Here is a 20,579-nt window from a genome sequence, read left to right on the forward strand (position 1 = left end):
GGACCTGTGCTTACAGGACCGCTTCCGCAACCAGCTGCAGCGCCGGCGCAAGCTTCTTGCAAAGCTCCGGGCTTTCCAGCGCATAGGTAAGGTTCATCTGGGCAATCTGCACATGTTCCGCGGCGAGTGCCTGAGCCCGGGCGCCTTCGCCGCGCTCCATCGCCTGAACGAGACTGTGATGCTGCTGGTGCGCCATGAAGAGCCACTGGCGGCCCTCTTCGATAGCAGACTGCATCGGCAGCATCGCGCTGGCTGCGGCGAACGGCAGCCGGTTGTTCATTTCGATAGCGCGGATGAGCGCTGCGTTGCCGGAGCCTTCAACGATAAGGTGGTGGAGCCGGTTGTTCATGTCGGTGTACACCGCGTAGTCGTCGAGCGTCAGCTCGGACTTGGCGAGCAGTTTGTCACCGGTGCGCAGGCATTCGTTCAGCGCGTTGGACAGCTGGCGCGGCACGCCATGTTCGGCAACCAGCCGGGCCGCCATGCCCTCGAGGTGTCCGCGCACGGCGATGGCGTCCGAAATCTCTGCGGCCGTAATGCGGCGCATGACATATCCGCCCGCCGGAGAGGGTTCCACCAGCCCCTCCTGCTCAAGGGTGGTGAGCGCGAGCCGAACCGGCGTGCGCGACGCCTGCAGCCGCTCGGCAAGGGCCACCTCGGCGAGGCGCTCTCCGGGCGCGAATTCACCCTTCAGAATCAGGTCGCGCAAATAGACCAGTACACGCTCTTGCTGGGACTCCATTTTTCTCTCCAATGGCCCACAAATCAGGGCCAGACAATCATCGCAGACGCACTGCATTCCGCATGTACCGCATTGTAGACCATGACTGCTACGATTTCCGGACAATGTTTGTTGGCGACAAACTTTAAGTTCAACGATGTATGCAGAAAAGCTTCTTGTCGCGTAAGCGCCGGTCTCAGGGAAAATCCTGGTTCAGCAGAAAAGTGTATTGAAAATCAATCTGTTAAACGTAAATTACGGCCGGTAGCGACAGTCGAAAAAGATTGGTGGAAGGTGTTTTGTGTATGCAGTAATTGAATATTTGAATTCTTCAACATATGCTTCGTTCTCATCAGGTTGCACATTGCATGCAGAAATTCGTGCACTGCATCCATCCCCACCGGAGAAAAGCCATGATGAGTTCCCAGCAAAACGACCTGATAACCCGCGTAGGCAAGGGCACTCCCGCCGGCGAGCTGTTGCGCAACTACTGGCAGCCCGTGACGCTGGTCGACGAGCTGCCCGCGGAGCGTCCTGTGCGCGCCGTGCGTCTGATGCGGCAGGATTTCGTTGTATTCAAGGACGAAGCGGGCCGCTACGGCATGCTGGACCGTGACTGTCCGCACCGCGGCGCCGACCTGGCGGCGGGCCGCCTCGAGGCAGGCGGTCTGCGCTGCGCGTTTCACGGCTGGCTCTTCGACGTCAACGGCAGCTGCCTGTCGACGCCGGGCGAACCCGTCGGCAGCACGCTGTGCAAGAAGGTCCGCCAGAGCGCGTATCCCATCGTGGAGCGCAGCGGCATCCTGTTCGCCTACATCGGAAAGGGCGAGCCGCCTGCTTTCCCGAATTTCGACTGCTTCGCCGCGCCGGGCGAATACACGTTCGCTTTCAAGGGGCTCTTTGAATGCAACTGGCTGCAGGCGCTCGAAGTTGGCATTGACCCGGCTCACGCATCGTTCCTGCACCGCTTCTTCGAAGACGAAGACGTAAGCGAGAGCTACGGCAAGCAGTTCCGTGGCGCCTCGGCTGACTCGGATATGCCGATTACGAAGGTACTGCGCGAATATGAGTCGCCTGAGATTCTCGTCAGCCCCGCCGATTATGGCCTGCGCCTTATTGCCAAGCGCCCGCTTAACGACGAGCAGACCCATGTCCGCGTGACCAACGTCGTATTCCCGCAGGCATTTGTGATCCCGATGAGCTCGGAGATGACCATCACGCAATGGCACGTGCCCGTCGACGACGAGAACTGCTACTGGTACGCCATCTTCACGAGCTTTAGCGCGCCGACGAACAAGCAGCAGATGCGCGAGCAGCGGCTCGAACTGTATGAACTGCCCGACTACACGTCGCGCAAGAACAAGCGCAACAACTACGGCTTCAACCTGAAGGAGCAGTTGACCGAGACGTACACGGGTATGGGCTTTGACATCAACGTTCACGACCAGTGGGCCGTCGAATCGCAGGGCGTTATTCAGGACCGCACGCGAGAGCACCTGGGCACCACCGACAAGGGCATCATCGCGTACCGCCGTCTGCTGGTCGACGCAATTGAGAAGACGAAGGCGGGCGAGAAGACGCTGATGATGATTGACGAGCAGCAGGCCGCCCACCTCATGGGCCCCGCATCTATCGACGGCATCGGCCCGGCGGACCGCTGGGATGAGTACTGGAAGGAGTCGGACGTCAATCGCCGCACGGCTGCCCCGTGGCCGGCACCGAAAGCCTGAGGACCAGCCCCGCAACCTGAATGGAGCGCGCGGCCGTCCTGTTGCCGAGCGAATCAAAAATGTCTTTCGTAGAATCCCACGGCTTGTGGACAGACGCCCAGCACGCTGCGTACAAAGCGTTGCTGGAGCGCCTGCAAAAGAGTGATGTCCGGGTGGTGCGTTTTTCGTTTCCCGACCAGCATGGACTTCTGCGCGGCAAGACCCTCGTCGTCGACGAGGCTATCAAGGCATTCAGGAGCGGCGTGACGCTCACGACCACGCTCTTCGCCAAAGACACATCGCACCGTACGGTGTTCCCGGTGTTCACTGCCGGCGGCGGTTTCGACATGCCTGAAATGCAGGGCGCGTGCGACATCCTGATGGTCGCCGACCCTGAGACGTTCCGCATCCTGCCCTGGGCGCCGCATACCGGCTGGGTGCTGTGCGACGTCTACTTCGCCAATGGCAGGCCGGTGCCGTTTGGCACACGGCATCTCTTCAAGCGCGCGCTCGACCAGCTGTCCAGTCATGGGTACGAGTTCGTGTCCGGCCTTGAAGTCGAGTTTCACGTCTTCAAAGTGACCAACCCGAACATGAAGCCCGAGCACTCAGGGCAGCCCGGTACGCCACCCGATGTCGAACTGCTCTCGCACGGTTATCAGTATCTGACGGAGTTGCGCTACGACGCCGTCGACGATGTGATGGAACTGCTCCGCCGCAACATCGATGGGCTCGAGCTGCCAGTACGCTCGCTCGAGGTCGAGTATGGTCCGAGCCAGTTCGAGTTCACGTTTGCCCCCACGAAGGGCATTCGCAGCGCCGACGACATGATTCTGTTTCGGAGCGCGGTCAAGCAGATTTGCCAGCGCAACGGCTATCACGCGACCTTCATGTGCCGGCCGCGGATTCCGAATGTGGTGTCGAGCGGATGGCATCTGCATCAGTCGCTTGTGCATGCCGCGGATGGGAAGAACGCGTTCATGCCGACCCGTGCCGATGAACCGCTTTCGTCAACCGGTCAGAAGTATCTGGCGGGGCTTCTCGCGCATGCCCAGGGCGCGACGGCCTTGTCGACGCCGACCATCAACGGTTACCGGCGCTACCGGCCGTATTCGAATGCACCGGACCGCGCCATCTGGGGACGCGACAACCGTGGCGTGATGTTGCGCGTGCTCGGTGGCCAGAATGACCCGGCCAGCCGTATCGAAAACCGTGTCGGCGAGCCGACAGCGAACCCGTATCTGTACTTCGGTTCGCAGGTGCTCTCAGGCATGGACGGTCTGCGACGCAACCTTGAGCTGCCGCCGTCGGCGGATATGCCCTACGAAACACAGGCCGAATCGTTGCCGCGCACGCTTGGGCGTGCCATCGATGCGCTGCGTGCTGACGACTGCTTGCGCGAAGGTTTCGGCAGTGCCTTCGTCGATTATTTCTGCAAGCTCAAGGAAGCAGAGCTCAACCGCTTCAACCTGGAAGTCACCGAGTGGGAACACCGGGAGTATTTCGAAACGTTCTGATGGTGTTCCCATCGGCTGCAATAAATTGCATGGGACCAGAGTAAGCGCTAAAGCGCCAACTCTGGTCGACAAAGGAGAGATGTCATGCCTATCGTCACTTACATTCTGCGCGACGGTGAGCGCCGGGAAATCGAGGTGCCCGCTGGCACCAGTGTGATGGAAGCCGCGATTCACAACAACGTGCGCGGCATCGATGCCGAGTGCGGTGGTTGCCTTTCGTGCGCAACCTGTCACGTCTACGTGGACGCGTCGTCGGCAGCGGAGTTGCTTTCGCCCGACGAGTCCGAACTGGAACTGCTCGATGGTGTGGCCGCCGAACGCCGTCCCGAGAGCCGGCTGAGCTGCCAGCTCGTCATGACGCCCGCCACGAGTGGGCTGGTCGTGCAGATTCCGCAGAAGCAGGGCTGACATCATGAAACAAACGCTTGTGATTGTTGGGGCATCCTACGCGGGCATTCAGCTTGCCGCGTCCGCGAGGGAATTCGGTTTCGACGGACACATCGTGCTGCTTGGCGATGAGCCCGACGCGCCATATCACCGGCCGCCGCTGTCCAAAGGGTTTCTGACGGGCAGTTATGCGGAGGACCGTCTGCCCCTGCGTTCGCAGGCGTTCCTCGACGAGGAAAAGATTCAGTGGATGCCATCCACGCGCGCAACCTACATCGACCGCGAACGGAAAGAGGTCGAACTGCATGACGGTACGCGAATCACGTACGACCACCTTGCACTGACAATGGGTGCACGCGTGCGCAAGCTCGACTGTCCGGGCGCGACGCACGATGCGGTGCATTATCTGCGCGACCTGCGCGACGCGAGGCGGCTGGCTGGAACAGTACGGACCGCACGCAGTGCAGTCGTAATCGGTGGCGGCTATATCGGCCTCGAAGCTGCGGCTTCACTCCGCCAGCAGGGGCTCAAAGTGACCGTCGTCGAGACGGAGTCACGTCTGCTGGCGCGGGTCGCCTCGCCGTGGCTGTCTGAGTTCATGCTGCGCGCGCATACGGACCGCGGTGTCACGTTCGAGTTCGGGCGCAAGGTAGTGGCCCTGCATAGCACGGTCGATGTCGTCTCCGTCGAACTCGAGGATGGCACACACCTGACGTGCGACCTCATCGTGGTCGGTATCGGCGTTGTTCCAAACGTGGAGCTGGCTGTGGACGGCGGGCTGAAAGTGGCAGGAGGCGTCGCTGTCGACTCGTTCGCGCGCACCAGCGATCCCTCGATTGTCGCCGCGGGTGACTGCGTTTCGTTCGTCCCGCACTGGGCTCCTGCCGGCACGCCTGGCTGCCGTATCGAGTCGGTGCAAAACGCAAACGATATGGCGAAAACCGCTGCTGCTTCCATCGTCGGACGGTCCGAGCCGTACCGCGCGCTGCCCTGGTTCTGGTCGGACCAATACGACCTGAAACTGCAGATGGCAGGGGTGAACACGGGGTTCACCGACTTCGTGCTGCGCGGCTCGGTCGATGACCGCAAATTCTCCCTCTTTTACTTCCGCGGCGAGAAGCTCATCGCGGTCGACAGCATCAACCGGCCGCAGGACCACATGCTCGCGCGCAAGCTGCTGACAAGGGGCGCACAGCCGATGCCGCAGCAGATCAGCGACCCAGACTTCGACCTAAAAGCACTCGCGAACCAGCCGGTTTCCGTCGCACAGGGAGTCGCATGATGAGTGCGGGTGAAATCCACCGGCCACTCGTCGGGCTGGTCTGTGACCGCTTTATCGTGGGCGAGCACGACCTGCACAGCGCAAAGCACAGCTACATCCGGGCACTGATGTCCTGCTCGCTTGTGAGTCCCGTTCTGATTCCGGCTACGCAGGACATCGACAGCCTCGAAGGCTATCTCGACGGCGTGAGCGGTTTGCTGTTTCCAGGCGGTGCTTCGAATGTCGAGGCCCGGCGTTACGGTGGAACCTTGAATATCGACATGATGGTGGACCCGGACCGCGACCATGTTGCGCTGGAACTGATGCGGGGCGCTGGTGCCCGCGGCATGCCGTTTCTGGCCATCTGCCGTGGTTTCCAGGAGATGAACGTGGCCTTTGGCGGCACGCTCCATACCGACATCCATGCGGCGGGGCACGCTGCGGACCACCTTGAAGACCCCAACGAGGATTTGCCCACCCGCTACCGGTACAAGCACGACATAGACCTGTGCGCCGGCGGCAGGCTCGCCGCCCTCACGGGAGAGCAGCGCGTGCGTGTGAATTCGCTTCACAGGCAAGGCGTGGCCAAACTTGCGCCGCCACTGGCTGTAGAAGCTCGCGCGCCAGACGGGCTGATTGAGGCGTATCGACTTGATGGCAACGACTTCGCGCTCGGAGTGCAGTGGCATCCGGAAGTAACGGTGGAAAGTGATGGAATGTCGCGCTTGCTTTTCGAGGCGTTCGGAGCCAGTTGCCGTCGGTACGCCGTGCAACAGGCCGATGTCCAAATGAAGGATTAGACCCATGTCTGCAGATCGCATTGACCTCAACCTGCTGCGCGTGTTCGACGCAGTGTTCGAAGACCGCAACCTTGCATTGGCGGGCAAGCGCCTGCATCTTAGTCAGTCGGCGATCAGTCACGCACTGACGCGTCTTCGACAGGTGCTCGGCGACGACCTCTTTGTGCGCACGGGAAAAGGGATGGAGCCGACCGTGCGTGCGCATGGCATGGCGATGCAGGTGCGCGGTGCGCTTCAACAAATCAAGGCCGCCCTGGGCGTGGACGCATTCGACCCCGGCGGCGCACAACGCAAATTCGTTGTTGCCGCGAACGACTACATCACTTCCCTGCTACTCGGACGACTCAGCCAGCGATTGAGCACGGAAGCACCGCTCGTGGACCTGGTCATCCGGCCCTCCACACGGCTCGACCTTGCGGGGCAAATCGACGTCGGCCGCATCGATATCGCGGTGGGTATATTTGCAGACATCCCGTCACGCTTCAGGTCGATGACAGTCTGGGAGCAGACGGATGTGCTGCTCCTGCATCGTGAGCATCCCATCGCCGAGAGACCGGTGACCCGTGAGGACCTGCTGTCTTATCCGCTTGTCGCTATCTCACAGGGTGGAGAGGAGGAGGGGGCGGTGAGTGGCTTTATCGTAGAGCGCGGTCTCGCGAGGCAATCGGAGATGTTCAATCGCGACGCGCTCAACGCCGCATTTACGGACAAAGGTGAGGCGCCACGCGTGCGCATGTCCGTTGCACATTCCCTCGCGATGCCCGCGCTCCTTCGGCACAGCAACATGCTCGCGCTGGTTCCCTCATCGCTTGGGCGCGAACTGGAGAGGTACGGCGAATTGAAGATGCGCCCGACGCCCTATGACTGTCCGAACGCAGCGGTCCGTGTGGTCTGGCATGAGCGCAACGACGCAGACCCCGCGTTGCAATGGCTCAGGCATCAGCTTGGTGATGTGGCGCGGCAGGTTCGCACCTGCTGATTCACGCGTTTCAAGATTGTTATGCAAAGAATTCACTTTGCCTCTGTCTCCGTGCGCGATCGCATCAACGTCGTCAAATAGTCGGCAAACATAGGGCTTCTCGATGCAAACGGGCATTCCGCGCGAATGGGTCGGTCGCATTGAGTTCCGTCGCCAGTCAGGTGTCCATACTTTGCCGGGTTGTTGCTCGAAATTGGTGCTCTTAAGCTTGGCCGCCGATGAAATCTGCGATTCAGGCTCTATCGGATTTGTTTCAATCCAATAAGTGAGGATGCAATGGAAGAGACCAGGACTGTCGACGTACACACGCTCATCAACGAGCACCCCTTCTCGCGCTACCAGTGGCTGGTGTTCGCGATGTGTTTCATCATCGTACTGATGGACGGATTCGATACGGCCGCTATTGGCTTCATCGCACCCTCGCTGCTGTCGGAATGGCACCTGAGCAAAGCCGCGCTGGCACCGGTGCTGAGTGCCGCACTTTTTGGCCTCGCGTGTGGTGCGCTTCTCTCCGGACCGATATCGGACCGTTGGGGGCGGCGCCTCGTTCTGATCGGCTCGGTGTTGCTGTTCGGTCTGGCGTGTCTCGGTTCGGGCTATGCGTCGAATCTGATGGAACTGACCGTGCTGCGCTTTGTTACCGGAGTGGGTCTGGGCGCAGCGATGCCGAATGCAGTGACGCTTATGAGCGAATTCTGCCCGGACAAACGCCGCGCGACCATCGTCAACCTGATGTTCTGCGGCTTTCCGCTAGGCGCCGCATTCGGTGGCTTCCTTGCTGCATGGATGATTCCGCAGTTCGGCTGGCGTAGCGTTCTGCATTTCGGCGGCGCGGTCCCTCTGTTGCTGACCGTCATGCTCGCATTCAAGTTGCCGGAGTCGGTTCGCTACATGGTTGCCAAACAGCAGCCGGTTGAAAAAATTCGCAAGGTTCTGGTTCGTATCAGCGATCGCGCCCGCTCTGCACAGGCGTTTGTCATGCTGGAAACCGTGAAGCACGCGCCCGCTAGCGGTGGCATTCGAATCGTGTTGTCACGCTCGTACATCCTCGGGTCAGTGCTGCTGTGGGTGTGCTACTTTATGGGCCTCGTCATCTTCTACGGCCTCGTAAACTGGATGCCCGTACTGCTCAAGGACGCCGGAATGAGCCCGCAACGCGCCGCGCTGATTTCCGCGGTGTTCCCGCTTGGTGGTGCAGGTACGGTGCTGTGCGGCATGCTGATGGATCGCTTCAATCCGAACCGCGTGGTCGCCGCAGCTTACGCACTGGGCGCAGTCAGCGTCTTCGCAATCGGGCAGGCGATCGGCAACATCGGCCTGCTGGTGTGTGCAGTCTTTGTCGCCGGCGTGCTGGTCAATACGGCGCAGGCCTCGATGCCCTCACTGGCCGCAGCGTACTATCCGACAGCAGGGCGGGGCACGGGCGTCGCGTGGATGCTGGGCGTAGGCCGCTTTGGTGGGATTGCGGGTTCGTTCCTCGTCGCTGAGCTTTCCCGACAACAGGTCAGCCTGCCTGGCATCTTCATGGTCGTGGCAATCGCAGGCGGGGTGTCGTGCGCGGCGCTGCTGCTCAAGCAGGCGACCAGCTCGCACGCGGTCGCTGCTGACGAGGCGGACGGGGAATCTCTCGCACACTAGGTGGGCAGAATCCAGACGGGCTCGTTTATAGAGCGTGCCCGCGAAGCTGCATCCTCCTCACCGGTGAATCAGTGAGGAGGTCATCATCCGGGTACGCCTGAGCGCCTCAATGCTGCGGCGGTTTGACGTCGTATGCAATCCGTCCTGCGGGCAGGAAAAAAAGCGCGATGACAGCGCCGCCCTTGGCTTCCGGAAAGTGGTGGCTTCCTGGCGCCGGTGCCGTCCAGCCGCCATAACACCAGCCGTTCGGACCTGCGAGCGCAGCGCCTTCATTGAGCGGCACCACCATATTGAACTCGCCATACGGGTGCGAGTGGTAGTCGCCACGGAAGCTGCCTTCGGGGTTGTTCTGCGTGTTGTCCGTGCTGTCCATCAGCACCGCCGTGATGCTGAAGAAGAACGTCTCCACGCAGGGCACAACGAGCCGTGCGCGACGGTAACGCGGGCCGGCGATTTCGACGTCGGCCGCCCAGCCCTCCTTCACGCCGAGCGTAATCAGTCGCGACAGGTCCTTGTACAACTCGCTTTCAACGCCATACTTCGTATTCAGCCATTGCTCGACTTCGGCGCTCGTGGTCATGTCTTTGACCTCTTGCAGAAAGGGGGTGCAACGGGCGACAAGTTCGTCTTTGGTACTTGTGAATTGGGTCTGAGACATTCCAGTTCCTCCTTGGATTAACGTTTCTGCACATCCGGCATGTGGAGCGTAGCGCTCACGTATTAGGAGATGGTTCGATGATGCCGGATGCGTTATTGCGCAATATGACGATGCCACAACCGTGCGAGCTATAGAAGGGAATCTGTTGCAACACAATAATGCATGGCGTGCACAATCGTGGCGCTCCCGTTGAACACGGTGAAACGGGGCTGAGTAAGAGATGAGGGAGCATTTGAGGCCGCCGACACTGCACGATTTCAGCAGCTGTGAGAATATGCCGCGCTTTTCTACGTAGTCGGAATTCTCCGCATCGCAGCCTTGCGAGTTCTTTTGTCTAATTAGATCCCATGCAACTTACTGACCTCAATCTCTGGCGGTTTCTCCCCCCTTTTTCATGCGGTCATATTCGGCGCAACGGCCGTCGTCGGCCGCATCCTGGTTGCAAGAAACAGGCAACACAACGCCGTGTCCTTTTCACGCGGTGATTCTGCGCAGGATTTCGTCGCGCGGTGCTTCTATCTGTGGCTACCCGTCATAGATGGTCTTTTCCTCGCGGTCTACGGCATCACGGGAAAGCCCGGGCAGTTGATCGTCAACCTTGACGGACTCGAGTGGATTCGATGGATGGGCGTCGCATGTCTCGCTATTTCCCTGATGTGGGTCGTGGCGTCCCAGGCATCGATGGGCGCGGCCTGGCGGATGGGCGTGGATGTCAGCACGCGGACTGCGCTCGTTACATCGGGTCCCTTTTCGGTGTCACGCAATCCTGTCTATCTTGGTATCCGAGGGACGATGCTGGGCCAACTGCTGGTAGTTGGGCCGTGGCCAGTGCTCGCGATATGGGCACTATCAGAACTGCTTGTCCAGATTCAGGTGCGATTCGAAGAAGAGCACATGGTCAGGTTGCATGCGCATAGTTACGTCGAATATTGCTCGCGCGTACGTCGCTGGCTGTGAGGACATCGCTACCTCGGTTAATGTCATTCAAGATCGGATTGAATACATTTCATTGTCGGCTTGAGCCGCCGCGTTGAAGGCCAGTGCTGTCCAGTTCCAGTAGATTTTTCTTTTCAATAGCGCCGTTTCGAAATTTTGTACCCGTTCCGGCGAAAATCCGGGTTTACCGATTCCCTCTCCGTTCTTTCGCGACCTCAAGCCGCTCTGTCGCCTTGAGGTTTTCCCTGTTGTTGGCTTTTTTGACCATCCTTAAGCTCGCCGCTACAGATTCACAATTGTTCGTTATGTTCGTAATCCGAAATAATAAATTGTAAGTAAGGAGACTTCATGAAATACGGCAGGATTGCGGCTGTGGTTGCAGAGCTGTTCAGCACCGCGGCATTCGCGCAGAGTAGCGTCACGCTTTATGGCGTCATGGACACGGGCGTCGAGTATGTGGCCCATGCGAACGCAGCCGGGGACCACGTCATTCGCATGCCAGGCATCACGGGTGAAGTGCCTTCCCGCTGGGGGATGCGCGGCTCCGAGGACCTTGGTGGCGGCCTTAAGGCGACGTTTATTCTGGAAAGCGGGTTCAATGTGCGCGGCGGGGATTCCGGGCAGGGCGGCCGGCTGTTTGGGCGCCAGGCGCTGGTCGGTCTTGAAGGGCCATGGGGTTCACTGACCTTCGGCCGTCAGTACACGATGACGTACTGGGCCATGTCCGATTCCGACATTCTCGGGCCGGACATCTATGGCATCGGGTCACTGGATTCCTTTTTGCCGAACGCGCGTAGTGACAACTCCGTGGTCTACAAGGGCAAGTTCTACGGCTTCACCGTGGGTGCGACGTACTCGTTTGGGCGGGATAGCACGGGCACCGGCAACTCGCCGGGGCAGGGCACCTGTGCAGGCCAGGTTCCCGGCGATGCAAGCCAGTGTCGTGAATGGAGCGCGATGCTGAAGTACGACAGCACGTACTTCGGGGTCGCCACGGCCTATGATGAGCAGCGAGGCGGCACCAACGCGGCAGCCAACTTCTTTAACGGCATCGCGCCGTTCCCGATTACGTCCAGTGCCGACAAGGACGCACGCATGCAGGCAAACGGCTACATCAACGTCGCCGGCGTCAAGGTTGGCGGTGGCTGGATTGGCCGCCGCGTTGAGTCGAACGGACCCGGCGGCAGCGTTCGCTCCAATCTGTTCTACCTCGGCGCGCAGTACTACGTGACGCCCGCCTTCGCCATCGACGGCGAGGCGTACCACGTCGTCGTCCAGCAGCAGGATGCGCGCGCAACCATGGCTAGCCTGCGCGCTACGTACTTCCTCTCCAAGCGCACGGCCGTCTACGGCAACGTCGCGTATCTCTGGAATAGCGACCGGGCGCACTACTCGGTCAGCGCGGGCGGTGGCGGGACAACGCCAGCACCCGGCGTGGGACAGCTCGGGGCGATTGTGGGTATCCGGCACTCATTCTGACCCGGCGCCCCCGTCGACACCCTGTATCGGGCGTAGCGAGCCTCCAGTTGAGACGGCTCCCTATGCCCGCTTTGCCTGACCGCTCGACGTAAGATTCCGGAGATTGCGGCTGACGCTCAAACGTAGACGTTGCTTGTCGTTCATAAGGACGTTGCATACTTTTCACCGCAGCGTGGGGCTTTGTTGTGCCACTATCGAGGCACTATGTACACAGATATCCTTGAAGCCGTGGAGACCGGCTCCCAATCGCATCTGGATGCTTGTATTGTCGATACCGTGATTCGTTCGCGGCGGGCAATTCGTGCTTTCCGACCTGATGCAGTCTCCAAGGACGACATCGTTGAGATACTTGATGTCGCGCGCACCGCACCGAGCAATTCCAACACTCAGCCATGGAACGTGCACGTGCTCCACGGTCGGGCGAAACTGGAACTCAGTGAAGCTTTGGGGCAGGCGCACGTCGCGGATGACTGCCCGCCGTTACAGCACCTGCCGAACCCTTTGCCTGAGGTTTGCAGGTCATGGCAAGAGGATTTCGGCGCCCGTTACTACGGGGCGCTCGGAATTGACAAAGCGGACGTTGCATCTCGAGCTCGCGCAACAGGACGCAATTTCGACTTTTTCGGCGCACCGGTAGGATTCATTTTCACGATCGACGCGCGGCTCAAGAAATACAGTTGGCTCGACTGCGGAATTTTCCTCCAGACGCTGATGTTGGCGGCGCGCGCCCGAGGGCTCGATACCTGCGCTCAGGTTTCGTTCGCGCGATACCAGACAGTCATCGCGCAAAAGCTGAAGCTGGAACCCGGCTTCGATGTCGTGTGTGGAATGTCGTTGGGCTATGCGGACGAGAACTCGGTGGTAAACAAGCTTGGCTTGCCACGCGCGACGGTGGAACAATTTGCAACTTTCCTTGGGTTCGATGGATAGCCGGATTGCAGATACTGCGCAGTTGCTTGCAAGTCGGCAGAGAAGCAGTAGTATGGCTACTCAACGGCTTGAGATGGTCTCCGTCTCGAGGAACAAGGCGGCTCACGCGGGCTGCTCGTATTTCTTGTCGCGGCATGTGGCCTGTACATGTTCGTCTTCTGGTCTGTTGAGAGGACAGCTCTGGCCGTTCATCTGCTCAACGGCTCCGCCGACAGAGGTGGTTAGCGATGACACTGCTTGCCGGCCTCGGCATAGGCGCATCGTCCGCCGCCCGTGCGCATGTCGATGTTGGAGTCAACATCAGCGTCTCAACCTCAGCGGTGACCTATCAGATAATTGGACAAAAAATACGGCCCTGCTTGATCCGGCTCATTCGCCGATGAACTTGTGAAGCAGACGACGTAGTTCCGCGAACTCCGCCTTGGTGAATTTCTTCAACCGGGCGTTCAGCACTTGCGGCGCGATTTCCGGAATCCGGGCCGCGAGTGCCTCGCCCTTCTCCGTCAGCGTCAGATTGACCACGCGGCGATCGTAGACGCTGCGCGAACGTTCTAGCAATCCCTTCGTTTCCAGCTTGTCCAGCATTCTCGTCATCAGGCCCGTATCGATACTGAGCAACTTCGACAGTTCGAACGCCGTCGCCGCGACGCCGCGATTGAGTGAAAGCACAATGCCCATCTGCTGGCTGGTGATGTCGAGGTCCTTGAGGGCCGCGTCCATCTCCGCCGTAATCATGTTGCGCGCTTGGGTCAGTGTGAAGCCGACACTTTGCGTAAGCATGAAACTCTCCTTCGTGTAGTGGTCCATGGCGTTCAAAAGCGATTTCACGACGACCTCCAAAGGTTGATTTGCTCGCCGCAAACACCTTTGCCGGCAGCCAGCGCTTAAAGTCTATCGGGCCGCCCTTTTGACGTCATCGACGAACGCGTCAAATTACTGTTACCGGAGCGGTAATAAGAAGCGCTAACACAATGAAGGTTGAAGTTGTCGCCAGCAGACGATGCAGCAGGCGATTTTCATGAACGCTTCGTGGATGAAAGCGAGACGTTCGAATCGAACGCGCAGGCGCCTGAAGTTGCTCAGGGCACGAAACGGGTCAGTGCTCGTTGCAGACAATGGCGGTGAGCACGAGCGGCACTACCTCTTGAACGACAGCGCCGCTGCCGGCCTTGCGCACGCGCTTCGACCTCCTCGGTGGGAGCGGATACGACCGCGCCATAAAGTGAGCCTGCCAAGGCCTCGCCGCCTCCTCGTTTGAACATGGCATCGTTGTGTTCATAACCGAAGACGTCGTGGACGGGATAGCCGAATGCCGTCAGGTCGCTGCCCTGTGCCGGTCGAAATGCGTTGACCGAATTTGCTTCGACGTGCGTTGGATCCCGATCGATGGAGTCGTCGTTTATCAGCCCGGCGATGAACGTGTGCGCGTTCGACTTACAGGCGAAGACTGGTAGGACACCCACGCCCATTCCTTCTGCAACGCCGGCTGCCAACGCCTCGGGAATATTGACCCTGAAGGTATTGCCCGTCAAATGGTGCTTTTCCGCACCATGATCTCCGTTGAACACCCACGTATCCGATACAAATAAGGGCGTAACGAATTGGAGGCATGTATGTTCATTTAGGTCTGCTGGGTGAACCGGAACCCCTCGTCGCTTGAGGTAGGATGGTGACGCTCACGCGACGCTGAACGAACCGCCAATCCGCTGCGAGACATGGTTCGAATCTGCCAAGTCCTTTGCCAGGACAAGTGAGACATCGATCCCGTCCTCGAGCAGATCCGGAACGCGTTGTAGCAGCGTAAGGTCAATGTTCACCGCCGGATATCTCTCACCATATCGGGCGATCAAAGGTACCAGATAGCGCATGCCGAAACTTGTCATCGAGTGAATGCGCAGTCTCCCTATCGGGTTGGCCTGCGCGTCGCGCGCCTCCCCTTCGGCCTGGTCAATATCCTGAAGAATCTGCTGGCATCGCTCAAGATAACGCTGACCGGCCTCCGTGAGGGCGATTTTTCTCGTTGTTCTATGCAAAAGACGCGTCCTCAGGTGCGCCTCGAGCTCTGCTACAGACCTCGATGTCTGAGCTGTCGTGATATTCATCTTTTGGGCGGCGATGGTAAAACTCCCCGCTTCAACTACCCGGGAAAAGACGCGCATACTCTGGATCGGATCCATGGATTCACCATTCGTTAGCGTGCTATCTGTGCTGCTTGCTGCGCAAAGAATATGAAGAAAGAATGCGAGGCGGCTACCGGGAGCCGAATATCCGTCTGCAAAATTATAAAATCGATTGTCGCGCGCTGAGTAGCAGATGTACACGGATTATTGCAAGCGCGACTACTATCCGCAGACGCCCTGTACGAAGAACAGCGGATTCGAGATCTCGCAAAGATAAATCGCTCTCGCGTCGCGATACCGCAGTGGCACCGGGTGCGAGGACTTTGCCTATGTCAGTGGTCCCGGCGGGCACCAATGTCCACCAGGATTGTGACGATGCTTCGCGTGCCGACAGATAGGCTTGTCAAGCCTGGCTGGCACGCTTGTTCATTTTGTGCGCATGCATTACGGCGAAAGCGTCAACGTGACCGCGCAGGTCGTGCCAGCAGACAGCATGACATTGCTTGGCACCTTGTCGATACGGATGCGAACCGGCACGCGTTGGGCCAGACGTACCCAGTTGAAGGTGGGATTGACGTCTGCCAGCAACTCTCGGCTTTCCGGATTGTCGCGGTCATAGATGCCGCGCGAGATGCTCTCAACATGCCCCTGAATTTTCCCGCCACTCATCAGGACGACGCTGGCCTTGTCGCCAAGCTGCACGTGGGGCAGCTTCGTTTCTTCAAAATATCCATAGACCCAAAACGAGTTGCTATCGACGATGGCAAGCTTGGCTGATCCCGCCACAGCGTAGTCACCACGATGGGTATTCAGGTTCGTAATGTAGCCATCGACGGGTGCAACGACCCGTGTGCGATCAAGGTTGAGTTCGGCCGCCGCGAGTTCCGCTTCCGCCTGTTCAAGTTGCGCGGCAGCGCCGGCCGCGATGTGGTTGGCATTGTCACGATTTTCCCTGGAAACCACTTCGCTATCCATGTCGGCCCGGCGGGCTGCATCGTCCTTGCGCATTTGCAATTCGGTCTTACGTTCGTCAACGGTAGCCTGAGCCTGCTGCACGGCAATCCTGTAGTGTGACGGGTCAATTTCCATGATGAGATCACCCTTATGGACGAACTGGTTGTCCCTGACGGGCATCGTTACTAATGCCCCGGACACGTCTGGTGCGACGGTCACGATATCCGCGCGAACGCGCCCGTCTCTCGTCCATGGTTCATCCATGTAGTGAACCCAGAGTACGCGCCCAACAATTATCGCCGCCGCGAATATCGCGACTGTAGCCAACAGTCCGAAGGTTTTGCGAAGAAACATGTTTGCCTCTCTGTTAAATCGTTTGATTCATCTATATACGAATAGGCCCAGCGTGCCGCAAATACATACCAGCATGCTTGCGCGGAAAAGGGATGGGTGCCACACGAAACGATAATGTCCGATCGCGGCGAGTACGCGGTCAAAGACCCATGAAATGAGCGCACCGATCACGAAGAGCAACAGAATCGTGGGTATGTAGGCATCGGGAACGGCGAGATCACGTGGCATGACTTTCCCCTTTATGATGAATGGATGCGTCAAGCTGGCGCGCACTGACGGGTGACTCAGGGTCGAGAAGGGCGGTCCGGATGGAGTGAAGATGACTGAGGATCCGACGCAGCCGATGTCGCTCCGCACGCGGCGGACGGTACTGACTCAAAATTTCCCTCAAACCGGCAATCGCTCGTTCCGTCCTGGCCAACGCCGTCGTAGAGCGAGCGACCTGAGGCCGTTCGAATAAAGCCGCGACCGAATGCAAAGCGCTTGAGACGTTTCGCCTCCACTCGGTGGTTCGTGCATTGAGCGGGTTCGATGCAAGCAATTCCAGCTCGCTTCGCATGTCGACAACGGCGCGTCCGACTTCAAGTACGGCGAATAGCCACGTCATCGCTTCATGGCGTCGTGCTTCGCGTGTTCCGGCAATCGCGCTGATTTGTGAAAGGAGGTCGCGCGCGCCGCTTTCGAAGCGATAGGTCAAGCTCGCTAGTCGAGCGAAACATGCACTCACAACCTGCCGGCGCAATTCGGCGATCAGCAATCTGTGCATCCACGCAGAGTCAGACGGAAAGATGACGGCAAATGCGACAAACACCGCAAACACGGCAATCGACAGTGCAATGGCGTTGTTGATATAGCCCGACGGGTCGTACAGGATCACGTTATTTGGGCCTGCCAGGAAACAAAAGAAAATGCAGTATCCGACCCCGATGCCCACCGTGGACTTGCGCGTACTCAGGTACGTAAACAGCATCAGGAACGGGGCGAGTCCAGCAGCCAGAAGAACGAAACCGTCGAGTTTCGGATACAGATAGAACGTCACAACGCCGCCAGCCAAACCCGCCAGCGTTGCACCGATCGCCATCTGCGATGCCATGTGTCTGGGGTTAGGCGACGAAGCGGCCAGCGCGCAAACGGCCGCAGCCACCAGCACCGGCGTTCCGCCGCTTGGCCACGCGGTGCGAATCCAGAATGCGCTCAACACCAGCGTGACGAGTGCGGCTCTGGCTCCGCTGATGATTGCGGCGAAAAGGTTCGTCTTCGGCACATAGCCTTCTACCCAACGTTCGCGCTCATCTCGGGGTAATGCGAGGGAGGCGTAGGTTTGCGTGTATGCGTAAAGATCATCGACAAACCGATATAGCAGCTCAGCGGCGGTATCGAATTCAAGAATCGCTTCTTCAGAATCCGTCTGCAGTCGAATACGCGTGGCATGTATCCGTTTGGCAAGCGTCGCTTTGTATGCCGCGAGTCTTTCCGCTGCCATGGAGGCGTCTGCGGCCGTCAGAACGGGTTGACCTGATTCGGCCAGTAGCGTCACCACTTCCTTGAAGTAGGGATTCAGGACCTCGACCGTGAGTGAGTTTCCGTTATGTCTTAGACGGTTCATCAGTTGATGAAGCGCGTGGAAGCGGGTCGACGCACGCATGAATTCGCTATTCAGGCGTGAGAGGCGACCGTTTCGCATCCGCATTTCTGGTTGCTCGAATACCGCGACACTGCGTGCGGCCTCAAGTCCGACGATATCGCGAATGAAGGCCGCATGTGTCATCTCGGTCTGGTTGCGGTCGGCCTTTCCATGCAATGCCTTTGCAACGTAATCGACGAATGAACTGTACCTACGGCGCGCGGTGTTTCGAATCTGCTCGCCGGCATAGGCCGGCAGGATCAACGCGCTGACTGCGCCTGAACAGACTATGCCGACCGTGACTTCGGCCGCACGAGTGAGCGCTGAAAGAAACGCTCCATCAGGATGCTGTCCCGCCGGAATGCCAACGAGTGCTGCCGTAAAGCCGGCAAGGACGAAACCGTACGAACGGAAGTTGCGGTTGCGTGCCGCACCCGTTGTGCAGATGCCGACCCAGACGGAAGTTGCCGTAAGAAACAGGACGGGCTGCTGGGCGAAGAGAGCGGTGATCGCCAACATGACCGACAGGCCGATCATCGTCGCGATAAAGCGGTAAAAGCTCTTGGCGAGTACCATGCCGCTCTGTGGCTGCATCAGCACAAAGACCGTTGTCATCGCCGTTGGGGGCGCAGGAAGATCGAGCCGCATGGCGATGAGAAGCGCGAGGAATGCCGCAAGTACGGTCTTGAAGATATGTACCCACGCATTGCCGTCGGTGAGCAGCCAATCCTTCAGAGCAGCCGAAAACTGTGAACGAAGCGGTTGCACATTTGATGTGGTGGTAGACATGATCACCTTCCTTCAGTCGGTCTTCGACTTGCCCGGCAAGGGCAGATTGCTGAGCGGGCTGATGTGTCTTGAAGGTGCAAGCGTACTGTCGTTGGGCCCGTTGGTGGGGTCGTCAAGGCCACCTCCCAATGCCTCGGTCAGGGATGCGTGCGCTTCGAGCCGCGCCGCCTGAATCTTCGCCAGTCCTTGCCTCGCCTGCAGCAACTGGGTTTGCGCCACCAGAACGTTCACGTAATCGGTCAAGCCCCGACGAAAGCCTTCCTTGGCCAGGTTGTAGCTCCTTGTGGCGGACGCAACCGAGCGCTGTGTGTCGGCATCCTGCGACTGGAGCGATCGTAGCGTAATTACGCTATCCGAAATATCCTTCAACGCTTCCACAATCGTCTCATTGTATTGGCTGACAGCTACATCGAATGAGGCAGATTGCGCACCGAGTTCTGACCTTAGCCGCCCGCCGTCAAAGATCGGCAAGGACATCGCGGGTCCGCCGGTCCAGCTTCCGCTCGCGGACTTGAGAAACTGAAATAGTGGGCCCGCCGCCGCATATCCCCCGAGCGAAGCCATCAAATCAGTGTCCGGATAGAAGTTGGCCTTGGCGACATCGATTCCGCGAGCCTGTGCGGCAACCGTCCAGCGCGCCGCGACTATGTCTGGCCGATGGCCGACGAGTTCAAAACGCAGTGCGGTAGGCAAGCCGTCTGGCCCATCGAGCGCAAGCGCTGGGCGCGCGATGGATTCTCCCGAGCCTGGACCCTTGCCCGCCAGCGCGGCGAGCTGATTCTTTTCAAGTGCGATCGATTCCTGGATGCTTTCAATCTGGCGTTCATACTCAGGCAAAGGCGTTTCCGCCTGACTCACATCAAGTTGAGTTCCAATCCCACCGGCTAAACGCCGTTGTGCGAGTGCAAGGATTTGCTGTTGCTGGCTAAAGGTGGATTGGGCGATATCGAGTAAGGCATAGTCACGGGACATCCCGATGTAGGTCCGCACGATGTTTGTGTCGAGTTCAATCTGTGCAGCGCGAGCGTCTGCGGCGGTTGCATGCGCTACATCAAGCGCGCGTTCCGCGGAATTCTTGTCCTTTCCCCAGAGATCGAGATGGTAGTCGAGGGCGATCGCACCGGTGTTGTTCCAGGTGTTCTGGTTATTCAGCGGGCCGGGGCCGTAGAACTCGTTGTCCGGCCGATGCTTGTGCTGAATCGACATGGTGCCGTTGATTTGCGGCGAAAGTGCAGAACGTGCGACACCCGCACTCGATAGAGCTTCGCGCACGCGCGCCTGAGCGATCGCGAGACTCGGGCTGCCCTGGTTGGCCGTGTCGATCCACTGGTTCAGCTTCGGGTCGTTATATGCCTGCCACCACCTGGCGTCGGGCCAGTGTGCGTCGTTGTTCGCGTCACGGATAGCCGAGCCGATGTCCAGCGAGGCGGGGTCGCTGATCTTGTCCTGAGGCGCGATTTTCCCAGTGCTCGCACATCCGGCGATTATCACAAGACCTGCAAGCAACGCTGGCAAAACGACCTTCCGAGGCAGGCGCGTTAACACGATTGACTCCACAAATGAAATTACTCGACGAAACGGATTATATTTTTGAGGGGCGGTTTCAAGAGTGAAGCGCAACAGCGGGTTAATGAACGGAAGCTGATGTTATCGAAGCGGTTGCGAGCATACGTTCGAACACCTCGAATGGCGAATGAAATGCATGGGTAGCACGCGGTCGGCT

The 20,579-nt window shown here is 59.1% G+C and carries 17 protein-coding genes and 2 pseudogenes; 10 read left to right on the forward strand and 9 right to left on the reverse strand.

Annotated features, from left to right (window positions below):
- Positions 1-10: 10 nt before the first annotated feature.
- The gene (locus GNZ13_RS10335; RefSeq protein WP_172163141.1) at positions 11-742 is read right to left on the reverse strand and encodes a GntR family transcriptional regulator; all 732 of its coding nucleotides are present in this window, start codon (positions 740-742) and stop codon (positions 11-13) included.
- Positions 743-1,134: 392 nt separating this feature from the next.
- On the opposite strand from GNZ13_RS10335, the gene GNZ13_RS10340 reads away from it, so the two are divergent.
- The 7 genes from GNZ13_RS10340 (at position 1,135) to GNZ13_RS10370 (ending at position 9,012) form a co-directional block, all read left to right on the forward strand.
- Positions 1,135-2,451 (forward strand): aromatic ring-hydroxylating dioxygenase subunit alpha, encoded by a 1,317-nt coding sequence (locus tag GNZ13_RS10340; protein ID WP_172163144.1) that lies wholly within the window; start codon positions 1,135-1,137, stop codon positions 2,449-2,451.
- 59 nt (positions 2,452-2,510) lie between these two features.
- Positions 2,511-3,947 (forward strand): glutamine synthetase family protein, encoded by a 1,437-nt coding sequence (locus GNZ13_RS10345; RefSeq protein ID WP_172163147.1) that lies wholly within the window; start codon positions 2,511-2,513, stop codon positions 3,945-3,947.
- Positions 3,948-4,031: 84 nt separating this feature from the next.
- Complete coding sequence (locus tag GNZ13_RS10350; protein WP_172163150.1) at positions 4,032-4,355, forward strand: 2Fe-2S iron-sulfur cluster-binding protein; 324 nt, start codon at positions 4,032-4,034, stop codon at positions 4,353-4,355.
- 4 nt (positions 4,356-4,359) lie between these two features.
- Positions 4,360-5,616 (forward strand): NAD(P)/FAD-dependent oxidoreductase, encoded by a 1,257-nt coding sequence (locus GNZ13_RS10355; RefSeq protein ID WP_172163153.1) that lies wholly within the window; start codon positions 4,360-4,362, stop codon positions 5,614-5,616.
- Complete coding sequence (locus tag GNZ13_RS10360; RefSeq protein ID WP_172163156.1) at positions 5,616-6,395, forward strand: gamma-glutamyl-gamma-aminobutyrate hydrolase family protein; 780 nt, start codon at positions 5,616-5,618, stop codon at positions 6,393-6,395. Before GNZ13_RS10355 ends, GNZ13_RS10360 begins: the two co-directional genes overlap by 1 nt.
- A 4-nt stretch (positions 6,396-6,399) precedes the next feature.
- Positions 6,400-7,374: a LysR substrate-binding domain-containing protein gene (locus GNZ13_RS10365; RefSeq protein WP_172163159.1), complete on the forward strand. Its 975-nt coding sequence runs from the start codon at positions 6,400-6,402 to the stop codon at positions 7,372-7,374.
- 276 nt (positions 7,375-7,650) lie between these two features.
- Entirely contained in the window at positions 7,651-9,012 is a 1,362-nt protein-coding gene (locus GNZ13_RS10370) for an MFS transporter (protein WP_172163162.1), read from the forward strand.
- Between the two features lie 106 nt (positions 9,013-9,118).
- On the opposite strand, the gene GNZ13_RS10375 is transcribed toward GNZ13_RS10370, so the two are convergent.
- Complete coding sequence (locus tag GNZ13_RS10375) at positions 9,119-9,670, reverse strand: 4-hydroxylaminobenzoate lyase (protein WP_172163165.1); 552 nt, start codon at positions 9,668-9,670, stop codon at positions 9,119-9,121.
- Positions 9,671-10,135: 465 nt separating this feature from the next.
- On the opposite strand from GNZ13_RS10375, the gene GNZ13_RS53800 reads away from it, so the two are divergent.
- The 3 genes from GNZ13_RS53800 (at position 10,136) to GNZ13_RS10390 (ending at position 13,015) form a co-directional block, all read left to right on the forward strand.
- Positions 10,136-10,627: a methyltransferase family protein gene (locus GNZ13_RS53800; protein WP_328807207.1), complete on the forward strand. Its 492-nt coding sequence runs from the start codon at positions 10,136-10,138 to the stop codon at positions 10,625-10,627.
- Positions 10,628-10,954: 327 nt separating this feature from the next.
- Positions 10,955-12,085 (forward strand): porin, encoded by a 1,131-nt coding sequence (locus GNZ13_RS10385; RefSeq protein WP_172163168.1) that lies wholly within the window; start codon positions 10,955-10,957, stop codon positions 12,083-12,085.
- A gap of 204 nt (positions 12,086-12,289) precedes the next feature.
- Positions 12,290-13,015, forward strand: a complete 726-nt coding sequence (locus tag GNZ13_RS10390) for a nitroreductase (protein WP_172163171.1) — start codon at positions 12,290-12,292, stop codon at positions 13,013-13,015.
- 369 nt (positions 13,016-13,384) lie between these two features.
- Here GNZ13_RS10390 and GNZ13_RS10395 read toward each other — a convergent pair whose 3' ends face one another.
- The 7 genes and pseudogenes from GNZ13_RS10395 to GNZ13_RS10425 all read right to left on the reverse strand — a co-directional run bounded on the left by GNZ13_RS10395 (position 13,385) and on the right by GNZ13_RS10425 (position 20,401).
- Positions 13,385-13,822 carry a MarR family winged helix-turn-helix transcriptional regulator gene (locus tag GNZ13_RS10395; protein ID WP_172163210.1) on the reverse strand — a complete coding sequence of 146 codons (438 nt, stop codon included), beginning with the start codon at positions 13,820-13,822 and terminating at the stop codon, positions 13,385-13,387.
- A gap of 156 nt (positions 13,823-13,978) precedes the next feature.
- A pseudogene (locus GNZ13_RS10400) lies at positions 13,979-14,098 on the reverse strand (IS5/IS1182 family transposase); the annotation flags it as partial.
- A gap of 347 nt (positions 14,099-14,445) precedes the next feature.
- Positions 14,446-15,192, reverse strand: a pseudogene (locus GNZ13_RS10405) (LysR family transcriptional regulator); the annotation flags it as partial.
- A 387-nt stretch (positions 15,193-15,579) separates the two neighbouring features.
- Positions 15,580-16,443: an efflux RND transporter periplasmic adaptor subunit gene (locus GNZ13_RS10410; RefSeq protein ID WP_172163174.1), complete on the reverse strand. Its 864-nt coding sequence runs from the start codon at positions 16,441-16,443 to the stop codon at positions 15,580-15,582.
- 27 nt (positions 16,444-16,470) lie between these two features.
- Positions 16,471-16,671, reverse strand: a complete 201-nt coding sequence (locus tag GNZ13_RS10415) for a DUF1656 domain-containing protein (protein ID WP_172163177.1) — start codon at positions 16,669-16,671, stop codon at positions 16,471-16,473.
- Complete coding sequence (locus tag GNZ13_RS10420; protein ID WP_172163180.1) at positions 16,661-18,856, reverse strand: FUSC family protein; 2,196 nt, start codon at positions 18,854-18,856, stop codon at positions 16,661-16,663. Before GNZ13_RS10420 ends, GNZ13_RS10415 begins: the two co-directional genes overlap by 11 nt.
- A gap of 12 nt (positions 18,857-18,868) precedes the next feature.
- Complete coding sequence (locus tag GNZ13_RS10425) at positions 18,869-20,401, reverse strand: efflux transporter outer membrane subunit (protein WP_172163183.1); 1,533 nt, start codon at positions 20,399-20,401, stop codon at positions 18,869-18,871.
- Positions 20,402-20,579: the final 178 nt, after the last annotated feature.

The sequence above is a fragment of the Paraburkholderia elongata genome, assembly GCF_013177735.1.
GTDB lineage: Bacteria > Pseudomonadota > Gammaproteobacteria > Burkholderiales > Burkholderiaceae > Paraburkholderia > Paraburkholderia elongata.

What these genes read in the sequence shown, in the direction of transcription:
- GNZ13_RS10335 (WP_172163141.1), bottom strand. Translation starts at nt 742, where the DNA reads ATGGAGTCCCAGCAAGAGCGTGTACTGGTCTATTTGCGCGACCTGATT.
- GNZ13_RS10340 (WP_172163144.1), top strand. Translation starts at nt 1,135, where the DNA reads ATGATGAGTTCCCAGCAAAACGACCTGATAACCCGCGTAGGCAAGGGC.
- GNZ13_RS10345 (WP_172163147.1), top strand. Translation starts at nt 2,511, where the DNA reads ATGTCTTTCGTAGAATCCCACGGCTTGTGGACAGACGCCCAGCACGCT.
- GNZ13_RS10350 (WP_172163150.1), top strand. Translation starts at nt 4,032, where the DNA reads ATGCCTATCGTCACTTACATTCTGCGCGACGGTGAGCGCCGGGAAATC.
- GNZ13_RS10355 (WP_172163153.1), top strand. Translation starts at nt 4,360, where the DNA reads ATGAAACAAACGCTTGTGATTGTTGGGGCATCCTACGCGGGCATTCAG.
- GNZ13_RS10360 (WP_172163156.1), top strand. Translation starts at nt 5,616, where the DNA reads ATGAGTGCGGGTGAAATCCACCGGCCACTCGTCGGGCTGGTCTGTGAC.
- GNZ13_RS10365 (WP_172163159.1), top strand. Translation starts at nt 6,400, where the DNA reads ATGTCTGCAGATCGCATTGACCTCAACCTGCTGCGCGTGTTCGACGCA.
- GNZ13_RS10370 (WP_172163162.1), top strand. Translation starts at nt 7,651, where the DNA reads ATGGAAGAGACCAGGACTGTCGACGTACACACGCTCATCAACGAGCAC.
- GNZ13_RS10375 (WP_172163165.1), bottom strand. Translation starts at nt 9,670, where the DNA reads ATGTCTCAGACCCAATTCACAAGTACCAAAGACGAACTTGTCGCCCGT.
- GNZ13_RS10385 (WP_172163168.1), top strand. Translation starts at nt 10,955, where the DNA reads ATGAAATACGGCAGGATTGCGGCTGTGGTTGCAGAGCTGTTCAGCACC.
- GNZ13_RS10390 (WP_172163171.1), top strand. Translation starts at nt 12,290, where the DNA reads ATGTACACAGATATCCTTGAAGCCGTGGAGACCGGCTCCCAATCGCAT.
- GNZ13_RS10395 (WP_172163210.1), bottom strand. Translation starts at nt 13,822, where the DNA reads ATGGACCACTACACGAAGGAGAGTTTCATGCTTACGCAAAGTGTCGGC.
- GNZ13_RS10410 (WP_172163174.1), bottom strand. Translation starts at nt 16,443, where the DNA reads ATGTTTCTTCGCAAAACCTTCGGACTGTTGGCTACAGTCGCGATATTC.
- GNZ13_RS10415 (WP_172163177.1), bottom strand. Translation starts at nt 16,671, where the DNA reads ATGCCACGTGATCTCGCCGTTCCCGATGCCTACATACCCACGATTCTG.
- GNZ13_RS10420 (WP_172163180.1), bottom strand. Translation starts at nt 18,856, where the DNA reads ATGTCTACCACCACATCAAATGTGCAACCGCTTCGTTCACAGTTTTCG.